The sequence below is a fragment of the Streptomyces sp. NPDC001922 genome (assembly GCF_042891165.1).
Classification (GTDB): Bacteria; Actinomycetota; Actinomycetes; order Streptomycetales; family Streptomycetaceae; genus Streptomyces.
Window position 1 is genome coordinate 26,898 of record NZ_JBIASV010000014.1, and the last position, 16,669, is coordinate 43,566.

At 69.8% G+C, this 16,669-nt stretch carries 11 protein-coding genes; 6 read left to right on the forward strand and 5 right to left on the reverse strand.

Features of this window, described 5'->3' with window-relative positions; all coding sequences use genetic code 11:
• The first annotated feature begins 1,311 nt into the window (after positions 1–1,311).
• The 6 genes from ACFYYR_RS25100 (at position 1,312) to ACFYYR_RS25125 (ending at position 9,478) form a co-directional block, all read left to right on the forward strand.
• Complete coding sequence (locus tag ACFYYR_RS25100) at positions 1,312–3,174, forward strand: ABC transporter ATP-binding protein (RefSeq protein WP_388857707.1); 1,863 nt, start codon at positions 1,312–1,314, stop codon at positions 3,172–3,174.
• Between the two features lie 95 nt (positions 3,175–3,269).
• Positions 3,270–4,757: an NUDIX domain-containing protein gene (locus tag ACFYYR_RS25105; RefSeq protein ID WP_388857710.1), complete on the forward strand. Its 1,488-nt coding sequence runs from the start codon at positions 3,270–3,272 to the stop codon at positions 4,755–4,757.
• A gap of 113 nt (positions 4,758–4,870) precedes the next feature.
• Positions 4,871–6,049 (forward strand): protein-L-isoaspartate O-methyltransferase, encoded by a 1,179-nt coding sequence (locus ACFYYR_RS25110; RefSeq protein ID WP_388857713.1) that lies wholly within the window; start codon positions 4,871–4,873, stop codon positions 6,047–6,049.
• The gene (locus ACFYYR_RS25115) at positions 6,046–6,486 is read left to right on the forward strand and encodes a hypothetical protein (protein WP_388857716.1); all 441 of its coding nucleotides are present in this window, start codon (positions 6,046–6,048) and stop codon (positions 6,484–6,486) included. The genes ACFYYR_RS25110 and ACFYYR_RS25115 overlap by 4 nt, the downstream gene beginning before the upstream one ends.
• A gap of 51 nt (positions 6,487–6,537) precedes the next feature.
• Complete coding sequence (gene fxlM, locus ACFYYR_RS25120; protein ID WP_388857719.1) at positions 6,538–8,853, forward strand: methyltransferase, FxLD system; 2,316 nt, start codon at positions 6,538–6,540, stop codon at positions 8,851–8,853.
• Positions 8,854–9,052: 199 nt separating this feature from the next.
• A complete protein-coding gene (locus ACFYYR_RS25125) occupies positions 9,053–9,478 on the forward strand; it encodes a glycosyltransferase family 2 protein (protein ID WP_388857722.1) in 426 nt (141 codons plus the stop codon).
• A 484-nt stretch (positions 9,479–9,962) separates the two neighbouring features.
• Here ACFYYR_RS25125 and ACFYYR_RS25130 read toward each other — a convergent pair whose 3' ends face one another.
• The 5 genes from ACFYYR_RS25130 to ACFYYR_RS25150 all read right to left on the reverse strand — a co-directional run bounded on the left by ACFYYR_RS25130 (position 9,963) and on the right by ACFYYR_RS25150 (position 16,153).
• A complete protein-coding gene (locus ACFYYR_RS25130; RefSeq protein ID WP_388857725.1) occupies positions 9,963–12,203 on the reverse strand; it encodes a hypothetical protein in 2,241 nt (746 codons plus the stop codon).
• A complete protein-coding gene (locus tag ACFYYR_RS25135) occupies positions 12,184–12,657 on the reverse strand; it encodes a hypothetical protein (RefSeq protein ID WP_388857728.1) in 474 nt (157 codons plus the stop codon). Before ACFYYR_RS25135 ends, ACFYYR_RS25130 begins: the two co-directional genes overlap by 20 nt.
• Positions 12,654–14,405: a PrsW family glutamic-type intramembrane protease gene (locus ACFYYR_RS25140; protein WP_388857731.1), complete on the reverse strand. Its 1,752-nt coding sequence runs from the start codon at positions 14,403–14,405 to the stop codon at positions 12,654–12,656. The genes ACFYYR_RS25135 and ACFYYR_RS25140 overlap by 4 nt, the downstream gene beginning before the upstream one ends.
• Positions 14,402–14,863, reverse strand: coding sequence for a hypothetical protein (locus ACFYYR_RS25145; RefSeq protein WP_388857734.1), 462 nt, complete (start codon positions 14,861–14,863; stop codon positions 14,402–14,404). Before ACFYYR_RS25145 ends, ACFYYR_RS25140 begins: the two co-directional genes overlap by 4 nt.
• A gap of 117 nt (positions 14,864–14,980) precedes the next feature.
• On the reverse strand, positions 14,981–16,153 hold the full coding sequence (locus ACFYYR_RS25150; protein ID WP_388857737.1) for a hypothetical protein: 1,173 nt from the start codon (positions 16,151–16,153) through the stop codon (positions 14,981–14,983).
• Positions 16,154–16,669: the final 516 nt, after the last annotated feature.

Below are 16,669 nucleotides of genomic sequence, written 5' to 3' on the forward strand. Positions count from 1 at the left end.
GGTGAGGCCGGTGGTGTGCGCCGCGTGTATCGGGAGTTCGTGCCGTCTTCCGAGCGTGACCTCCGGCGCGACGCCGGGGCCGGTGAAGTGGGCATGGATGCCCCCGGTCATCGAGTGGCCGTCGGGTGGGCCCGTCCGTCCCGCGCGGTGGCACGGGGACTTCGGTGCCCGTGCGGCCCGCCGGGCCGGACAGCCCCCTCCGCAGCGGGGGCGTCACCGGCGTCGCGTGCGGGGTCAGCGGCCGGCGGGCTCAGGGTAGAGCCGACGGCACCGGTCCGGGTCGTCGACGGCCCGCCGGTCCTTGCCGTGCAGCAGGCTTCCGGGCATGTGCCGCCGCGGTGGCCCGTCGGGGCACCGCAGCAGATGCACTTCGGCCTCGCCACCGACGAACCACTCACAGCGGACAAACGAATCCAGGCAGGTGGCGGCAGAGAAGCCACCGATCATCTGACCGCTATGGGCATCCGGGTGCTCGCGGTGGACACCAGCGACGCCCCTTCGAGCGCGGCCGGCCGAATCACCGATGCCATCCTCACCTTGCCGCTACCGTCGAATCTCTCACAACCGATCCACGGGCCACGGGTGAGGGGCCGTCCAGGAGCGGTTCCATGCCCCAGACAGAAGCCGTCGCCCGCCGCCTGAACGAGCTCTTCCCCAGCCACGCGGGTACCGCTGGCCCGTACCTCATCGAGCACGAGTACCTCAATAGCGCCGTAGCCCGGCTCCTCGCCCTGGAGGGGATCGACGCCTGGAACGAAGCCCTGGCGTGGGCGCCGCACCGTGACCCGACAGAGCCATGCAGGCCACGGCGCGAGACAAGACCACGAACGGGTGACATGACGCGTTCGAGTGCCGACCTCCCGTATGAGGCCGCAGGTGGGGCGGGCCCCATCAGCGAAGGGAACATCCATCCACGATCTGCCCTCGAGAGCCCGTTACGGACCGCTTGCGGGAGGCGTTATTAGAGCACCAGTACCCCTCACGTGCCTAGTTGGAGGACGCCATGAATCCCGTACGCCCTCGCGCGCATCGGCCTCTTGGATTCGAACAGCTGCGGCCCGCTGCGGCCCTTCCCGCCCTTGACACGCAGAAGGTTGACGCTGTGGCTCGCCGCTCAGCGCTGCCGGATACGGGGTGGGCAGCATGAGCGAGCCCACCGATGCATCCCCCGACAATGTCCCGGGGCCGCGCACCACCCCCCTGGCGCCCCCATCCGTGACGCCGCCTGCCGCGCCCCGGAATGTGCCGGAGACCGCCCCGCTTGAAGCCGAGCCGGGCGCCGCCTCGGAGAGGCCCGCCACCGAGTCACAGATGCAGTATGTGGACCTGACCGGCAGCCGTGAGGCGGCCGGCCGCTCGATCCGGATGCGCGACATGGCCCGGCGCCTCCCTCAGTTGGTGCGCCGGTCCCTGACTCTCGCCTGGCGGGTCGACCGGCGGGCGACCATCGGCCTCCTGCTGTGCCAGGCCGCCGCCGGCGTGATGCAGGCCCTGGGCCTGGTCGCCATCAGCGGGACCCTGACCGCTCTGCTGACCGGTGGGGACGTCTACGACCGGCTCCTTGAGGCATGGCCGTCCGTGGCCCTGCTCGCCGGGGCCGCCGGTGTGCGCGCGCTCCTGGGCATCACGGTCAGCTGGCTGTCCTCCCGGCTGGGCCCGCTGATGTCGCGCGAGGCCGAGCAGATGCTGCTCACCGGCTGCGCTGAGGTGGAGCTGTGCGCCTACGACGAACCCGACTTCAACCGGGACCGCGAGGCCGCCGACCGCGGTGCCCAGGTCACCGGGGACCTGATCGACGAAGGTCAGGATCTGATCGCCTCGAGCGCCAGCTTCCTCGCCGGGGCGGTCGTGCTGGCCGGCGTGCACTGGGTGCTCCTGCCTCTCTTGGTGGCCGCCAGCCTGCCGCAGGCTCTGGCCCAGGTCAGCGCGGCCCGGGTGCGTTACCTGGCGAACCTGCGCAGCAACGGCGACCAGCGGATGTTGTCCGTGCTGCGCTGGCACATTTATACGAAGGAGGCTGCCGACCAGATCCGTGCCGGCACCATGGCCGCCTTCCTCTCCGACCGGTACCGGCAGACGGTCGCCCGGATCAACCGTGAGGACCGGGCCGCCGCCGACAAGGGCGCCCGCATGTCCTTCGTCGGCGCTCTGTCCGGAGGTCTGGGTTCAGCGGTGGTGTGGGCGGCGGTCGTGTGGCTGCTGGCGGGCGGTCGCATCAGCGTCGGTCACGCGGGGACGGCTGTCTTCGCTCTGCAGACGGTGGGGCAGTCGGTCCGGGGGCTGGTTGCGGTCGGAGCGCGGGCCGTGCGCACGGGGCTCTACATGGACGACTGGAGCGGATTCCTGGACAGGGCGGGCGGGTTCCGCATGCGTCGGGGGGCGCGTCGTCCCGAGCCGCCGAAGACGATCGAGATCAAGTCGGTCACCCACCGCTACGCGGGCAAGGACCGGAACGCGCTGACCGACGTGTCGCTGACCTTGCGCCGGGGTGAGGTCACGGCCCTGGTCGGCTTCAACGGCTCGGGGAAGTCGACCCTGTCGAAGCTGGTCAGCGGCCTCTACCTGCCCACGGACGGGCAGGTGCTGTGGGACGGCACCGATATCGGTGACGCCGACCCGCAGGCGCTGTGGCAACAGGTCGCCCTGGTGCCGCAGGACTACGCGCACTGGCCGCTGACGGTGCGCGAGAACGTGACCCTGGGGCAGCCCACGGCGCGCGGCGACGCGGCTGTGCGGAAGGCGTGCGAGGCCGCCGGCGCCGACGAGGTGGTCGACAAGCTGGGGGCCGGACTGGACACGCTGCTGGCCCGTGAGTGGCTCAACGGGGAGGAGCTCAGTGGCGGCCAGTGGCAGCGGGTCGCCCTCGCCAGAGCGTTCTTCCGTGAGGCTGGGCTGCTGGTCCTTGACGAGCCGACCGCGAACCTCGATCCCCGCGCCGAGTACCGGATTTTCCAGCGCCTGCGGGGCCTGGCCCGGGACCGGGTGGTGCTGCTGGTGACCCACCGGATCACCAACGTCGCCGTGGCCGACCGGATCGTTGTCCTCGACGAAGGCGAGATCGTCCAGGAAGGGACCTACCCACAGCTTGCCCAACAGCCAGGACTATTCCAGCAGTTGCTGTCCTACCAGGTCACCTCCGAGCCGGATGGCGAGAAGCACGGGACCCACACATGAGCCGCCCCAGCGCCGCCTCGGATGCTCCAGCCGACGTGGGTGCGCCCGCTGCCCTGGACTTCTTTGCCCACTCCACGCTCTCCCGAGGTGATGACGTGCCACCCACCCACTCCCACATCCGTGCAACCAGCGAGGCGTACCTGGGCCGGCACCCGGAGGAGGGGGAGACCCTGGCCGGGCTGCTGTCCGTCCTGGACGGCGTTGATGAGCCGACAAGCCGTGTGACGCTGCCCGGCCACGTCACCTGCAGTGCGGTCGTCATCGACCGTGATCGACGCGTGCTGCACATCGGCCACAACGTCACGAAACTGCTGCTCGCTCCGGGCGGCCACGTCGAGGACGATCGGACCCTCCTGGGGGCGGCCCTGCGGGAAGTGTGCGAGGAAGCCGGGATCCGCCCCGGGGACCTGTGCCTGACCCCGCAGTTCCTCGGTGCGCCGATCGACATCGACGTCCATGACATCGACGCCAACCCGGCCAAGGGCGAACCCGCGCACCAGCACTTCGACTTCCGCTTCGCGTTCTACCTCACGGCCGAACAGCCGCCGCCCCTCGCGCTCCAGGACGAAGAGGTCTCCGGTGCCCAATGGCTCCCGTTCGCCGACGTCAGGTCCCCGACGCTGCGGGCCAAGCTCCTGGCCGCCGAGGCGAAGGGCCTCGACGGGCGGCCGGAGCCCGTCAACGCCAGCGTCCTGGTCCACGACGGTCACGGACGCTATCTGCTTCACCTGCGGGATCAGCGTGAGGGCATCTGGGCGGCGGGGGTGTTCGCCCTCCTCGGCGGCGGCCGCACGATGGACGATCCCTGCCTGGAGGCGACCCTGCGCAGGGAACTCGCTGAAGAGGCCCCCGGTCTGGAGCCCGCAGGCCTGGAGCCGTACGCCGTGGAGGAGGCGACGAGTGTCGAGGGCCTGGCGGTGCCTATCAAGGTGTACTCGGGCCGCTGGCAGGGAGATCCCGACACGGTGGACCTGCAAGAGGGCGTCCTACTGCGGTGGTTCACCATCGACATGCTCGACCGGCTGTGCCTGAGCCCCGGTCTCGGTGACCTGATCCGTCGGCATGCGGCCGAGCATCCCCCGGCCGACAGCCCGCCGCCGGACAACAGCCCTCTGCTGCGCGACGAGGCACCGGAGGGCACCGAGCTCCACATCGTCGGTGTCCACCTCTACCTCCAGGACGAGCACGGCCGGATCCTGCTCGGCCTGCGCCACCCCGACTCGGCGTACGCGGGCGACACGTGGCACTTCCTCGCCGGGCACTGTGAGAGGGAGGAGGCGATCAGCTGCATGATCAGAGAGGCCAAGGAGGAAGCCGGGCTGATCATCGGGCCCGGCGACGTCGAGCTCGCGCACCTCGTCCACCTCGTGGACTCACCAGTCGCTCGCCCGCGCATCGGCCTCGTCTTCCGGGCCCGCACGTGGTCCGGCACCCCGGTCGTCCTGGAGCCCGACCGCTGCGTGGAGTGGCGGTGGTGGAACCCGAAGGATTTGCCATCCAAGGTCGTGCCCTACACCCGCCAGGCGATCGACGGGATCCTTGCCGGGCACCTGTACTCGCAGCGGGGCTGGTGCGAGCAGTGAGCACCCTGGACACAAGCGCTGCCCAGGCCGATCGGGCGACGGGGCAGGCGGCCAGGCCGGGTGACTGCGCCGTGCCGCCGGGGCCGACGGCACCGGTTGCCGCGCGGGCGGCAATGGTCGCCCGGCTGGAAGAGGAAGGGGCGCTGGGCCCGGGCCCTGTCCGCGACGCCTTGCTGATGCTGCCCCGCGAGGTGCTGATGCCACAGGCCTACGTACGGCGCAACTCCCAGGAGGAAGGACCGCTGCGGTGGGACCTGTTGGACTGGACGGCGGCGCAGGACCGACCTGAGCTGCTCGGGGTGCTGTACGGAGGGGGCAGTGTGCTCGTCCAGCACGACGGGGAGCCGCTCCTCGCCCGGGCGCGCGGGTCGCGGTCGGCGGCGTCGATCACGTCGGCGTCCACGCTGATGAGCCTGACCGCCTCGCTGCTGGAGGAGCTGGATCTCCGCCCGGGCCAGCGGGTGCTGGACGTCGGCACCGGGGCGGGGGTGACCGCCGCGGTGGCCTGCCAGATCTGCGGCGATCAGGGGGTGGCCACCCTCGACCGGGACCGGCACCTCACCGAGGCGGCCGCGGTGCGGCTGGCCGACCTCGGCTTTCGGCCGGAGGTGGTCTTCGGGCCGGGGGGTGAGGGCTGCCCGGAGCAGGCGCCGTTCGACCGGATCTTCGTGTCGTACACGGTGGAGCGCGTGCCGGCTGCCCTCGTCGAGCAGCTCGCCCCCGGAGGCCGGCTTCTTGCGCATATCACCACCGCCTCTCCGTCGTGGCCGGCCCTCGCCGTCGTCGACCGCACCGCCGACGGATGCGTCGAGGCGGAGCTTCGGGCGGTGGAGCTCGCCCACCGCGCCGGGCACGGCATGCAGCGGATCTGGCTCGGCGAGGAATTCAGGCAGCGCATGGCCACCGAGCCAGGCACGTGGACACAGCGGAGCAAGATGGCCCCGCCCGCGGATGAGGACCGTGGCTTCTGGCTGTCGGCCGATCATCTCCTCGGCGGCGGGCTGGTACGAGACTTCGGCGCCGAGCACCTGGTGATCGGCGCGCCCGGCTGCGGGTCGTGGATGCGCGTGGAGCCGGTGGGCCACCGGCGTTGGAGCGTCACGACCAACGGGCCGCGCGACATCTGGAAGGAGCTCCAGGATCTCGCCGACCGGTGGCGGGCGGCAGGGTCCCCCGACCGCTACCGCCTCTTCTTCGACCTGGACGGCGAGCAGCGGGCCGCCTCCGAGTGCGGCCGCTTGTCCTGGCAGCTCCCCGCCGCCCGCCTGTTCGATGAGGGAGCGGCCTTGTGACCAGTGCCGACGTGCTGTTCCCGGGCCTGCCGCCGGAGCAGGAGGCCCTGTTCGCGGCCGCGTCCTACGCCCGCTACGGGCCCGTTTTGCCGGACGCCGCGGTGCGCCTGGGACTGGGGGACCAAGTGAGCAGCAGCATCGTGTTGATGTCCGACCGGCGGGTGGCCGCAATCCCCCTCCAGGAATGCGGCGAGGACCTCGCCGACGTCCGCGCGCACGGCCTGAACGTCGATGACCCGGAGGAATCCGCGGGCGCCTGCTACACCGACGCCCCCGGTCTCAGCGCCCAGTCCCGGACGAACCGGGCCACCCTCGGCAACGCGCTATCCGCGGCTGGGCTGATCAATGACCCGAGCGAGTTCTGGCACTGGAGCTTCGGCGACCGGTACTGGGCCATGCAGACCCAGCAGCGTGCCGCCCTGTACGGGCCCGTCTAACTTCCCCAGCAGCGCAGCACCACCCTCCGTTGACGTAGCAAGGAGCGACTCATGGGATACACCCGGGCCGACTGGTCCGAGCACTACGGCGGAGGCCGTGGCTTCCGACGGCTCGGCAACGGGGAAAGGGGTTTGCTCATCGAGCATGCCCCGGCGTGCGCGGGCGGCCGGGCCCTCGATGTGGGCTGCGGCACCGGCGAGCTGGCCGCCTTCCTGGCCTCCTCCGGGTACACCGTCGATGCTGTCGATTTCGCGGAGGGCGCCCTGACCCGGGCCCGTGCGGAGCACGCCGAGGTGGAGGGGGTGCGTTGGCTGTGCCTGGACGTTGAGCATGACGACATGGCCGACCTCGCCGATGACGGCTATGACCTGGTGACCATCCGGCTGTCCGTCGCCTTCATGCACGACCGGGCCCGGGTCCTGCGCCGTCTGGCCGCGCGGCTGCGCGAGGGCGGGGTGCTCGTCATCATCACCCCCGTCGCGGAGCACACGCCCGAGGAGCGCCGCCACATCGCTCTGGACGAGGACGAACTCACGACGCTCACCGACGGGTTCAACAAGAGCGAGCGGTTCGAGGCGGAGGGCCTGGCGCTGCTGGTCCTGCGCGGCCCGGCCGGGGCGTTCAGTGCCGAGGAGAAGCGGCGGCCCGAGCCGCAGGCCGTGTTCGGGGCCGCGGTGGTCGTCACCGATTCCTCCGGGCGGGTCCTGCTGGGCCGCTCCACCCGCGGCATGTGGGAGCTGCCCGGCGGCCGGATCGAGACAGGAGAGTGTGCAGCGGCCGCAGCGGTGCGGGAGCTGGCGGAGGAGACCGGGCTGAGGGCGCTCGAGGAGGACGCCCACGTCCTCACGATCCTGCACGACGACCGGCTGGATGTGCGGCGCGTCACCGCCGTCGTCCGCGTTACCGGTTGGGACGGTGAACTCGGCCTGCCCGAGCCGCACCGTTTCTCCCGCTGGGAATGGCACGACCTGCACTCCTTGGCCACGCTGGGGAGAGTCTTCGCGCCATCCGCCCAGGCGTTGAACGCGGTGTGGCCTGGGGTGCTTCCCGGGCTTCCACCCGTCCACTCCTACCCGAGCGCCGTCGGTGTCCCGCCGGTGCCCGGCGAGCCGGCCGAGGCCACGGGGCTGCGGGTGGGGATGGCGGACATCGTGATCGGGAAGGGCTGGGCTCCCTCCTCGCGGGTGCAGGCCGCGCTGCGCGAGGTTCCCCGGCACCGGTTCGTCCCCGAGGTCCCGCTGGAGACGGCCTACCACGATGACCTGGCCGTGGTGACGGTCCGGGAATCTCCCGAGACCGCGCTCAGCTCCGTCTCGGCGGCCTGGTTGCAGGCCGACATGGCTGAGCAACTCCGGCTGGAGCCCGGGATGACGGTCCTGGAGGTCGGGTCGGGCGGGTACAACGCGGAGTTACTCGCGCACGTCCTGGGGTCGCGCGGCCGCGTGGTCACCGTGGATCTCGACCCCTGCGTGGTGCACCGCACGAAGCGGCTGTGCGCGGAAGCCGGGAGCGGCCGGGTCACGGCAGTCCTCGGCGACGGCGCCCACGGCGCACCCGACCATGTGCCGGCTGGGGGGTTCGGCGGTGTGATCATCACCCATAACGCGACGGACATCGCCCCGGCCTGGCGGCAGCAGCTCGCCGAGGGGGCCCGGCTGGTCGTACCGCTGGAAATGGGCGGCTACACCCGCTCCCTCACCCTGGTCCGGCGCGGAAACCTCCTGCACGCGGAGCACTGGACGTACTGCGGTTTCGTGCGGGACCGCGGCGCTGCCGCCCGCGCCGCCCCGTCTGTCCGCCTGGCCGACGAGGGGGTCACGGTGCGGTGGGACGACGGGGTCCCCGGTGACACCTCCGGGCTGGAGGAGGCATTGCGCGGGCCCCGGCAGGAGCTGGCCACCGGGCTCGTCGTCCCCGGCAGGTTCAATTTCGAGACGCTGCAGGTCTACGCCGCGACCGCGCTGCCCGGGTTCTGCCGCCTGGCCGCACCGGAAGGATCCAAGCTCGTGGCTCAGCAGGACGCGACCGCGATGGTGGCAGACGGCTCCCTCGCCTATCTGACCCGCATCCAGATCAAGGACGGACCGGCGCCCGCCGACCGCTGCTACGAGTTCTCCGTTCACGCCTACGGCCCGGCCGCCGCTGACCTGGCCGAACAGTTCAGCGAGTGCGTGCGCAGCTGGGACCGGCACGTGCGTGAGACCGGTTATCCGCCCATGACCGTCCACCCGGCCGGTACCCCCGATGACCAGTTGCCGCCCGGCGACGTGCTCGACAAGCCCTCCGCCCGGCTCGTCTTCCAGTGGCCGGGCCGTACCCCCTCCACAGCTCAGGGCCTCCACTCGGCGGTCGAGCAACGTGTCTGACGCCGATGACCTGGTCACTGGGAGTTGTCGCACAGACAGGACAGACAAGGCCGCGGCCGAGAGCCTCGGCCGGCGCCACTACGCCGTGTCCGCCGCCACTGCTGCTGACGCTTCCCCAGGTCATCCGCCCCGCGCAGGCCGGCGTCTCACCCGTCAAGGAGGCAACGTGACGACACGCGTCGATGCGATCGTTTTGACCATGAATGAGCGTCCCGAGGAGGAAGCTCTCGCGCAGAAGACGCTGCTGGCCCAGACCGGGGTCGAGGTGCGGGTGTGTGTGGTCGGTAACGGCTGCACCCCGCAGGTCGTGCCGCCCGGGGCGATCGCTGTCGCCCTGCCGGAGAACATCGGCATCCCCGGCGGGCGCAACGCAGGTGTCGAGGCGCTGCGCGAGGCGGGCAACCCAGCACAGTACGTTCTCTTCCTCGACAACGACGCCTGCCTGCCGCGCCCCGATGTCCTGGCCCGCCTGGTCACCGCGGCTGCGGAGCATCCCGAAGCAGCCTACGTCCAGCCGCGGTTGACCGGACCGGACGATGTGACCACGCCACGCCGGTGGGTGCCACGCCTCCGTGCGGGTGTTCCGGGCAGGCCTGGAACCATCACCTGTCGTCGCGGCCGGTGACGGACGGAACGCGGAGGGACCGGTCCACGCTCGCGGGGAGCGTGGGGAACTCCGTCCCGAACCCTTCCTCCGAGGGCTTGCGGACGGGCACTCTGGTGAAGTCCACTCCGCCGTACACGTACCTCCTTACGTAGGTTGTGCCGCCGCTAGTTGTCCGGTCGGTGACCTTGTACTCTCCCTTCCTGTACGAGTCGCCGAACGCGTCGAAGGTGTCCCGCGGCTTCCAGCCGTCCGTCAGGCGCCATTCAGGTGATGTCGCCCGAGTTCATGAGCTCGCCGTACGTGGTGCCCTTCCTCATGCTCAGTTCGCGGTACCACTCGGCGGCCACCCGGGCGAGGTAGACGCGGCGCAGGGCGGCGTACTCGGGAGCGGTGTTGATCGCCTCCCTGAGCCTTGGCCGACGCCAGCGCGGCGCCTGTGATCACGGTGAGCTTGTCGCAAAGACGCACGTGGCTCCCTGCCATGTCCTTGGGTGCAGGGTTTTCATGCGGCGGGCCGCTGCCGGCCGCGGGTGCGGAAGCCGAAGGTGACGGCGCCGCCGGCGAGGAGGATCAGCACCAGTGTCATGCCGTTCCCCCCGGTCAGCCCGGTGACCTTGTCCGAGAGGCCTTTCCAGAAGCCCTTGTCCGGCAGGTCTGCCGCGCCGCCCAGCCACAGCGAACCGTCGACCGCGGTGACCGGGCTGCCGACCGAGGTCCGCGCCGACCGGGCCAGCTGCGGAAAGCGTCGCTCCGCCTCCGCCTTCCCCACGGTCGTCAGGTCCAGGTTCGTGAAGTCGGCGCCGCCGTAGACGTAGCGGTTGATGCGGGTGGTGTCGCCGTCGCGGGTCTCGCGGGTGAGGTCGAACTCCTTGTTCCGGTAGGAGTCGACGTAGTCGTCGAAGACCTGTCGGGGCCGCCAGGCGCCGCTCTTCGCGGCCGGGCCGAGGTCTTTCGAGTCGATGAGATCGTCGAACGAGGTGCGGTGCCCCTGCTGGTGCCTCTCGCGCACCCACTGCGCGACGACGCGCGCCAGGAAGGCCCGGCGCAGGGGCGCGTATTCAGGTGCGGTGTTGACCGCCTTGACGATTTCGGGCAGGACGAGTGTCCGCTCCAGGTCCTCGTTGTGGGCGTCCGTCGCCGCGTCGGCTGTGCAGGGCGGTGTGTGGGGGTCGTCGATGTTCTCCGACTCGCTCTTCACGTCGAGTTGTGCGTCGAGGACGTACAACTCGTCGCCGTCCTCTCGGACCTCGACCTTTCCGGGGACGATCCACATACGGCCGGAGAAGCAGGACGAGCCGTCCGCCGCGGACCGGAACTCCCGCCAGAATCGTGCCCCCGTTTTCGAGTCGGGGTGCAGGATCTGCGCCTCCGTGCGCTTCATCTGCAGATCGGCCTCCAGCATGGCGCGGCCCGCGTTGGTGCGCCCCAGGGTCGGATCGATGATGCGGTCCGGTTCCGTGGGATTGAGGTTGACCCAGAAATCCTGCGGATCGAGGACCAGCCAGGTCCGCAGATCCTCCGCCGTGGTGGTCAGTGCGCTGTAACCGGATTCGGGGGCCCGGTGGCTTTGCTGTCCTGCGGAATTCGACTGTGCCGAGAACGCGTACCGCACTCCTTCGGTGTCGGGGCGGTCGGAGAGGTAGCGCAGTTCCATCGTGGAGAAGTCGACACCGCCGTAGTCGGCGGACGTGAGCGCCTTGCCGAGACCACTGGACGACGCCTCCGGATCACAGGGCGCGGCCAGTTGTGCCGCAGCCAGGACGAGGCCGTCCCGGTGCCCCTCGCCGTCGGCCCGGCCGGGCGTGAGGGGGGCGCTGACGGTGGAGCAGTCACCCTGCGAGAGGTTCATCGTCTGCTGCATCTGCGGCTCCGCCTGCTTCCCGCGGGCCTCGTCCCTCTTCTGGATCGCGGGCGTGGCCTTGCTCATGACCTCCCGTGCGGTGGCCACGGACAGATCCGACGTGGGTTTCCCGTAACCGTAGTAGGAGATCGCCTTCCTGACCGGGAAGAAATCGGTCTTCTTGTCGCAGCTCTTCATGCAGGGACTGTTCTCGCTGATGAGTCCCGCCCCGGAACCGTGCACCATCTTGAGGGCCAGATCCTTCGCGTGCTGGGCGCTGAGGTTCTTGCGCTCCAGACGGATCGCCGCCTCGGCAATGGACTGGAAGCGCAGGATGGGGATCTCTTCGGAGTGGGCCCCTTGGTACACGTTGTAGGACCTGGCTCTGATCAGGCGACTCTGGCTGCCGAGCCCGAGTTCCTCGTAAAGGTCCTCGTTCTCCTCCCGATACGGGACCGCAAACGCGTCGATCTCGTACTTTCCCTCGATGCGGAAGTGGGACCAGTGGGAATTGAGTCCTCTCGTCAGACGGTTGTAGAACTGCTCGACGTTGAGCCAGGAGAACTGGGGATCATCCTTCAACCAGGCCAGGTCGAAGTACTCCACCGACACGTTCCCGGGGATGGATCTCTTTCCGAACTTCTTCCGCGCCCGCGCCAAGTCGCGTCCCATCGGGGTCGCGAGCAGCCTCTCGGCGGCTTCCTGCTTCTCCTGGTGGGAGTTCAGGCTCTTGCCCTGAGGGACGATCAGACCGACGTCGTCGGAATCGGAGCCGGGCGCCGAGGGCTTTGCCAGGGCGCCCGGTGCCACCAGCGACACACTCGCGACCGATGCGACGACCAGGGTGACGAGGCGCGGCCACAGGCGTCGGTGCGCCGCCCGCCTAGGCGAGGGGATCCGCATCACGGTCTCCCTCGGCCCGCGGGTCGTGGCCATCCTGGGGGTGCGGAACGCGGCCTTCCTGGGCCTGGGGAGCGTGGCCTCTCCCGGCCGTGGGCGCGTCCCCGGTGGCGTGGGGGGCACGCAGGTAGTCCTCCAGGACCCGCGCCGGTCCGGTTTCGTCTCCGAGGGTCCTCGCGGTGGCCTCGCCCTTGCGGAAGAGGGCGGCACCGATGGCGATCAGGGCCGCTGCCGTGACGAGGGCGAGGAGTGAAGTGCCCGCCAGGGAGGTGGCGTTGGAGCACGGTGTGACGCCGAAACCGGACCCGTCGAACTTGATCGAGGGCGCATACCGGTAGCTGACGTCACAGGCGGACGCGGTGGGCGCGGCCGAAAGAGGCGCAAGCAGCGCCGCGAGCAGCAGGCACAGCGCACTGGCCGTGCGTCGGGTCGCCGTGACAGCGGTGCGTGACGTCATGACCCCACCAGCCGACCGACGTCCGTACGCAACCGCATCGCCCTTGCCTGCAACGCCTCTCCCTCTTCCCGGGCTTCCCGCGCTTCCGGCGCTTCCGGCGCTTCCGGCGCTTCCTGAGCTTGCTGTACTTCCTGAGTTTCTTGTGTTTCTTGAGCGTCCTGCGTTTCTCGTTCTTCCTGTGCCTGCGGCTGTTCCCGTGCACCGAGGGCCTTCGCCTCCGCGGCGCGTTCCTGTTGCCAGCGCCAGCCGGCCACCTCCAACTGGGCGCGCTGGAAGCGTCGCAACGCCCGTGCCGCGGCCGGTCCGTGCCGTCGCCACGTGCTCACCAGGGCCCAGAACCGCAGGGCTGGGTCCATGAGGAACGGCACCTCGCGTCCGGTGATGGCGCCACCGACGCCCGCCTCGGCGGCCTCGGCCGTCGCCGCCACACGCGCGGCGGCGACGCGGGCCCGGCTCCCGGAGCGCAGCAGCAGGAGGCACACCGTGAGGAACGGCACCTGCGGCGCCAGCCAGATGGCCGGGGAGATCACCAGGGTGTCGAGCGTCCCGCCGATGCCGACATGGTCGCGGACCAGCCCGGACAGCCACGCCGACAGGACCTCGTTGGCCACGGCCCCGCCGATCGCCGCCACCAGCCCCGCGGTGACCAGGCCGACACGCTGTGCGCGTCGCCGCGTCTGGGCCGCGAGCCCGATCCCGGCACCGACGAGTGCGCCGAAGACGACCTGGCTGCCGAACAGGGACACCGACTGGCGGATCCAGTACTCGAAGCCGCCGGTCGCGCCGTTGAGGCTGCTCAGGATCGACCACAGCTCGATGACGATGACGCTTTCCGTGAAGTTGTATCCGAGCCCGGCGGCCGCGCCGAGCACGAGGCCCGTCACGACATCGGTGACACGGTGCCGGAACATCAGGATCAGCAGGACGACGCCGGCGGCTGCGGCCAGTTGGTTGACCGTGCTCAGGTGAAGCAGCGTGACGTCGATCGTCCGGTAGCCGAGGTCGAAGGTGAAGGTGAAGTCGACCTGGTTGCCGGGTCCATCGGTCGTGGACCCGGTGAGGTCCGTGCCCTCGTACATGTAGCCGTTGATGGTGCCGTACGCCAGGTTGGTGAATGCGCGGCCTACACCCCACTGGATCAGCGCGCCCCAGCCGAACGCCGTGAGCAGCATCGGCAGTGGCAGCCAGCCGAACCGCTGCGCCCGGTGGATGAGCCATAGGGCGAACGCGCTGGTGGGGACGCAGGCGAGGACGAGCAGGGGGGACTTCGCGAGGACGAACAGGGAGAACAGCGCGAAGGAGCCCAGGAGAACCGCTAGCGCCGCCCAGGTCAGGACGGTGGCCCGGCGGTCCTTGGACGGCATCCGGACGATGACCGCCTGGAGCGCGATACCCACCACGATGCCCGCGAGCACACCCCAGAAGGCGGTCCGGGGGATCGCGAAGAGGGAGCCGAACGAGTCCAGCGCACCCTCCTCCGGCATCCCCGGAAACCGCCAGAAGATGGTGAGGGAGGGCTCGTCGGGCAGCACATGCGGCCGGGTCAGATTGAGCAACAGCTCTAGCAGGTACACCCCGATGACCAGCCGGACCACGAGCAGGGCGCGTCCCCGAGTGACCTCGTCGTCCCGCAGGAATCGTCGGCCGGCCGCGACGGTGAACGCGGGCGTGGACGTGGGCGCTGGAGGGGAGGGAGGGGGGAGGTCGGAGGGGGGTGTGGGGGTGCCGATGGTGGGTCGCTCCGTCACGAGACATCACCCGGCAGGCCGGGGAGATCCGTGGGCAGCTCAAGGTCCGTGGGCAACTCGAAATCCGTGGGCACTCCGCCCGTGGGCGGATCGGCGGGCCAGGAGAAGGAGGGCAACTCGGTGGGCAGCGAGGTCGGATCGCCCGGCGTGGTGGGAAGCCCCGTCGGAATGCCCTCGGGCCCCGGGGAGAGGGAGGGAAGCCCCGGGATCTTCGGCATCTCAGGGTCGATGGACCCCGAGAACTGCACGGCCAGGGACGTCCCCAGGGCGATCACACCGATCACCGCGCCAACCACCAGGAACCATGTCTGCGGACGCGGCTCACCGACACGCGACTCCACCACGTCCCCTTCCTTGTGCTTGCTCTCGTCCTCTAACAGGTTCACGTGAACCTTCGCCGTTGTCCGGCCCTTGTCGCCCGGTCCGGCCGGGTCATCTTCGTGCGCAGCGGATGCCACGGTTCCTCCCTCGGATGGCGCGGCATGCGGGCGGTTTCCCCGGCCGCATCAGGAGCTGGAGCCGGTACGCAGCTCTCGGCTTGAGGCGTACGGCTTCGTGCAGTCGAGTCAGCCGGATCAGCTCGTGCCCAGGACGTGGTCAGCGTGAGAGTCGAGCTTCTGCAACAGGTCGGTTGAGTTGCTGGGCCCGGTGATGCCGGTGACCTCACGGGTCGCGTCGGTCTGTAGGGTCATCTGCACGAATCCGTGCTGGTCACTGGCTACCTGGACCGCCTTCCGCAGTGCGGGACCGCCCATCGTGCAGGCGGCCCGTACGGTGGTGCCGGGCTTGGCGGTGGGCAGCCGCACGGTGCAGGAACCGATGTCCACTGAGCGGGGATTGCCCAAGCGGTAACCGTCCTCGTCCTTGTGCAGGAGGGCCTCGAGTGCGAGTGCGTACCGGGCGGCGACGGACTCGTACGGCATACGGTTCGTCAGGCTGACGGTCACGGTGACGGTCTGGCACAGCACCCCGCACTCTTCGTCGACCGTCTCCGAGACCTCTTTCGGGGCGGGTTCGGCGCTGATCGGCACGACGGACGGCAGGGAGCGGATGGCCGTATGCATCGCCTCATACGTGCCGCGGGCGGTGGCTGCGTTCTCCGTGCGTACTGACAGCTTCGCCACAGGGTCGAATCCGGATTCGTCAGGTTGACCGTCGCTGTCGTGCAGGGCGTCGAGCCCCGAGTAGCCAAGCAGCTGGTGTGGTTCAGACGCCGTGACCCAGTACATGCCTGACTTGGTGCTCTCATTGCCGACTACGGCGACAGGGGCCGCGCTGGCGGGCACCCTGTCCGGCCGCGGGAATCGCTCCGCAGCGGAGGAGGGGACCGACGAGGTGCCCCCCTTGGCTCCACCGGTGGCCTTAGCTGCGGACGCCAGGGACGAGGCGAGCGGAGAAGGGGCCAACCAGTCCAAATTCAGCCCGAGCACCTGGCGAGTACCAGCCGAGCGGCGGATCTCGGTCCAACGGCCGACGTGCGCTTTGGGCTCCTCGACGCCCATCATCTGCAGCATCACGCGATCGGCCTTGACGAACATTGCCGCGCCCGCGACCGACACAACCTGCGCCTTGTGATCATCGGCGGTCACGGTGCCGAACACATCACCATTGCCCATAGCACGCAGGTCGGCAGTGACGTGCGTTGACGTGAGGGCAGCTGACCCTTCCGGGAACCAGTCATCGTATTGCCACGACCCTGACCAGTGCAGGACCTTGGCCTGCTCGACCGCCGCGCCGACCTTCTTCAAAGATGACGTCGGCGGAGGGCCCGAGCCTGCATCCGGGCTCTGCCCCGAACAGGAGAGCAACAGGAGAGCGCCGACGACCGAGAGGGCGCCTGAAAGACGGGGCGGCCGTGCGCACTGTCCCTGATCTTGGAGCCGACGGTTGGTGACCAGCTTAGTGCCGATGACGCGCACGCCGCCCTCCCCCTATCTTCAGGCCCCTCCGTCACCCCCACCAAGCGGTGCTCGTCGAAGTTCCTGAGGTTGGGGTGACAGTCGCTGGCCAGCCTTCACGACACCACATCAATGACGTTTGCTTGGTAGAACGCTTTGAGGCGTGAAGGGTTACGCACCCGTCATTGTTAAATTCTTGCCGGATCGGCAGCGAAGAATGAGCCGCCGCCCAAAGCTCATCTGCATCGGAACATGCTCGGCGACGAGAACTCACACAGGCTCATCAATTGCATCAAAGTGGCCTACATAGGGCCGGTGAACGAGGCGCAGCCGACCTGACACGAGCTGCTCGCCCGAACCTTGGGT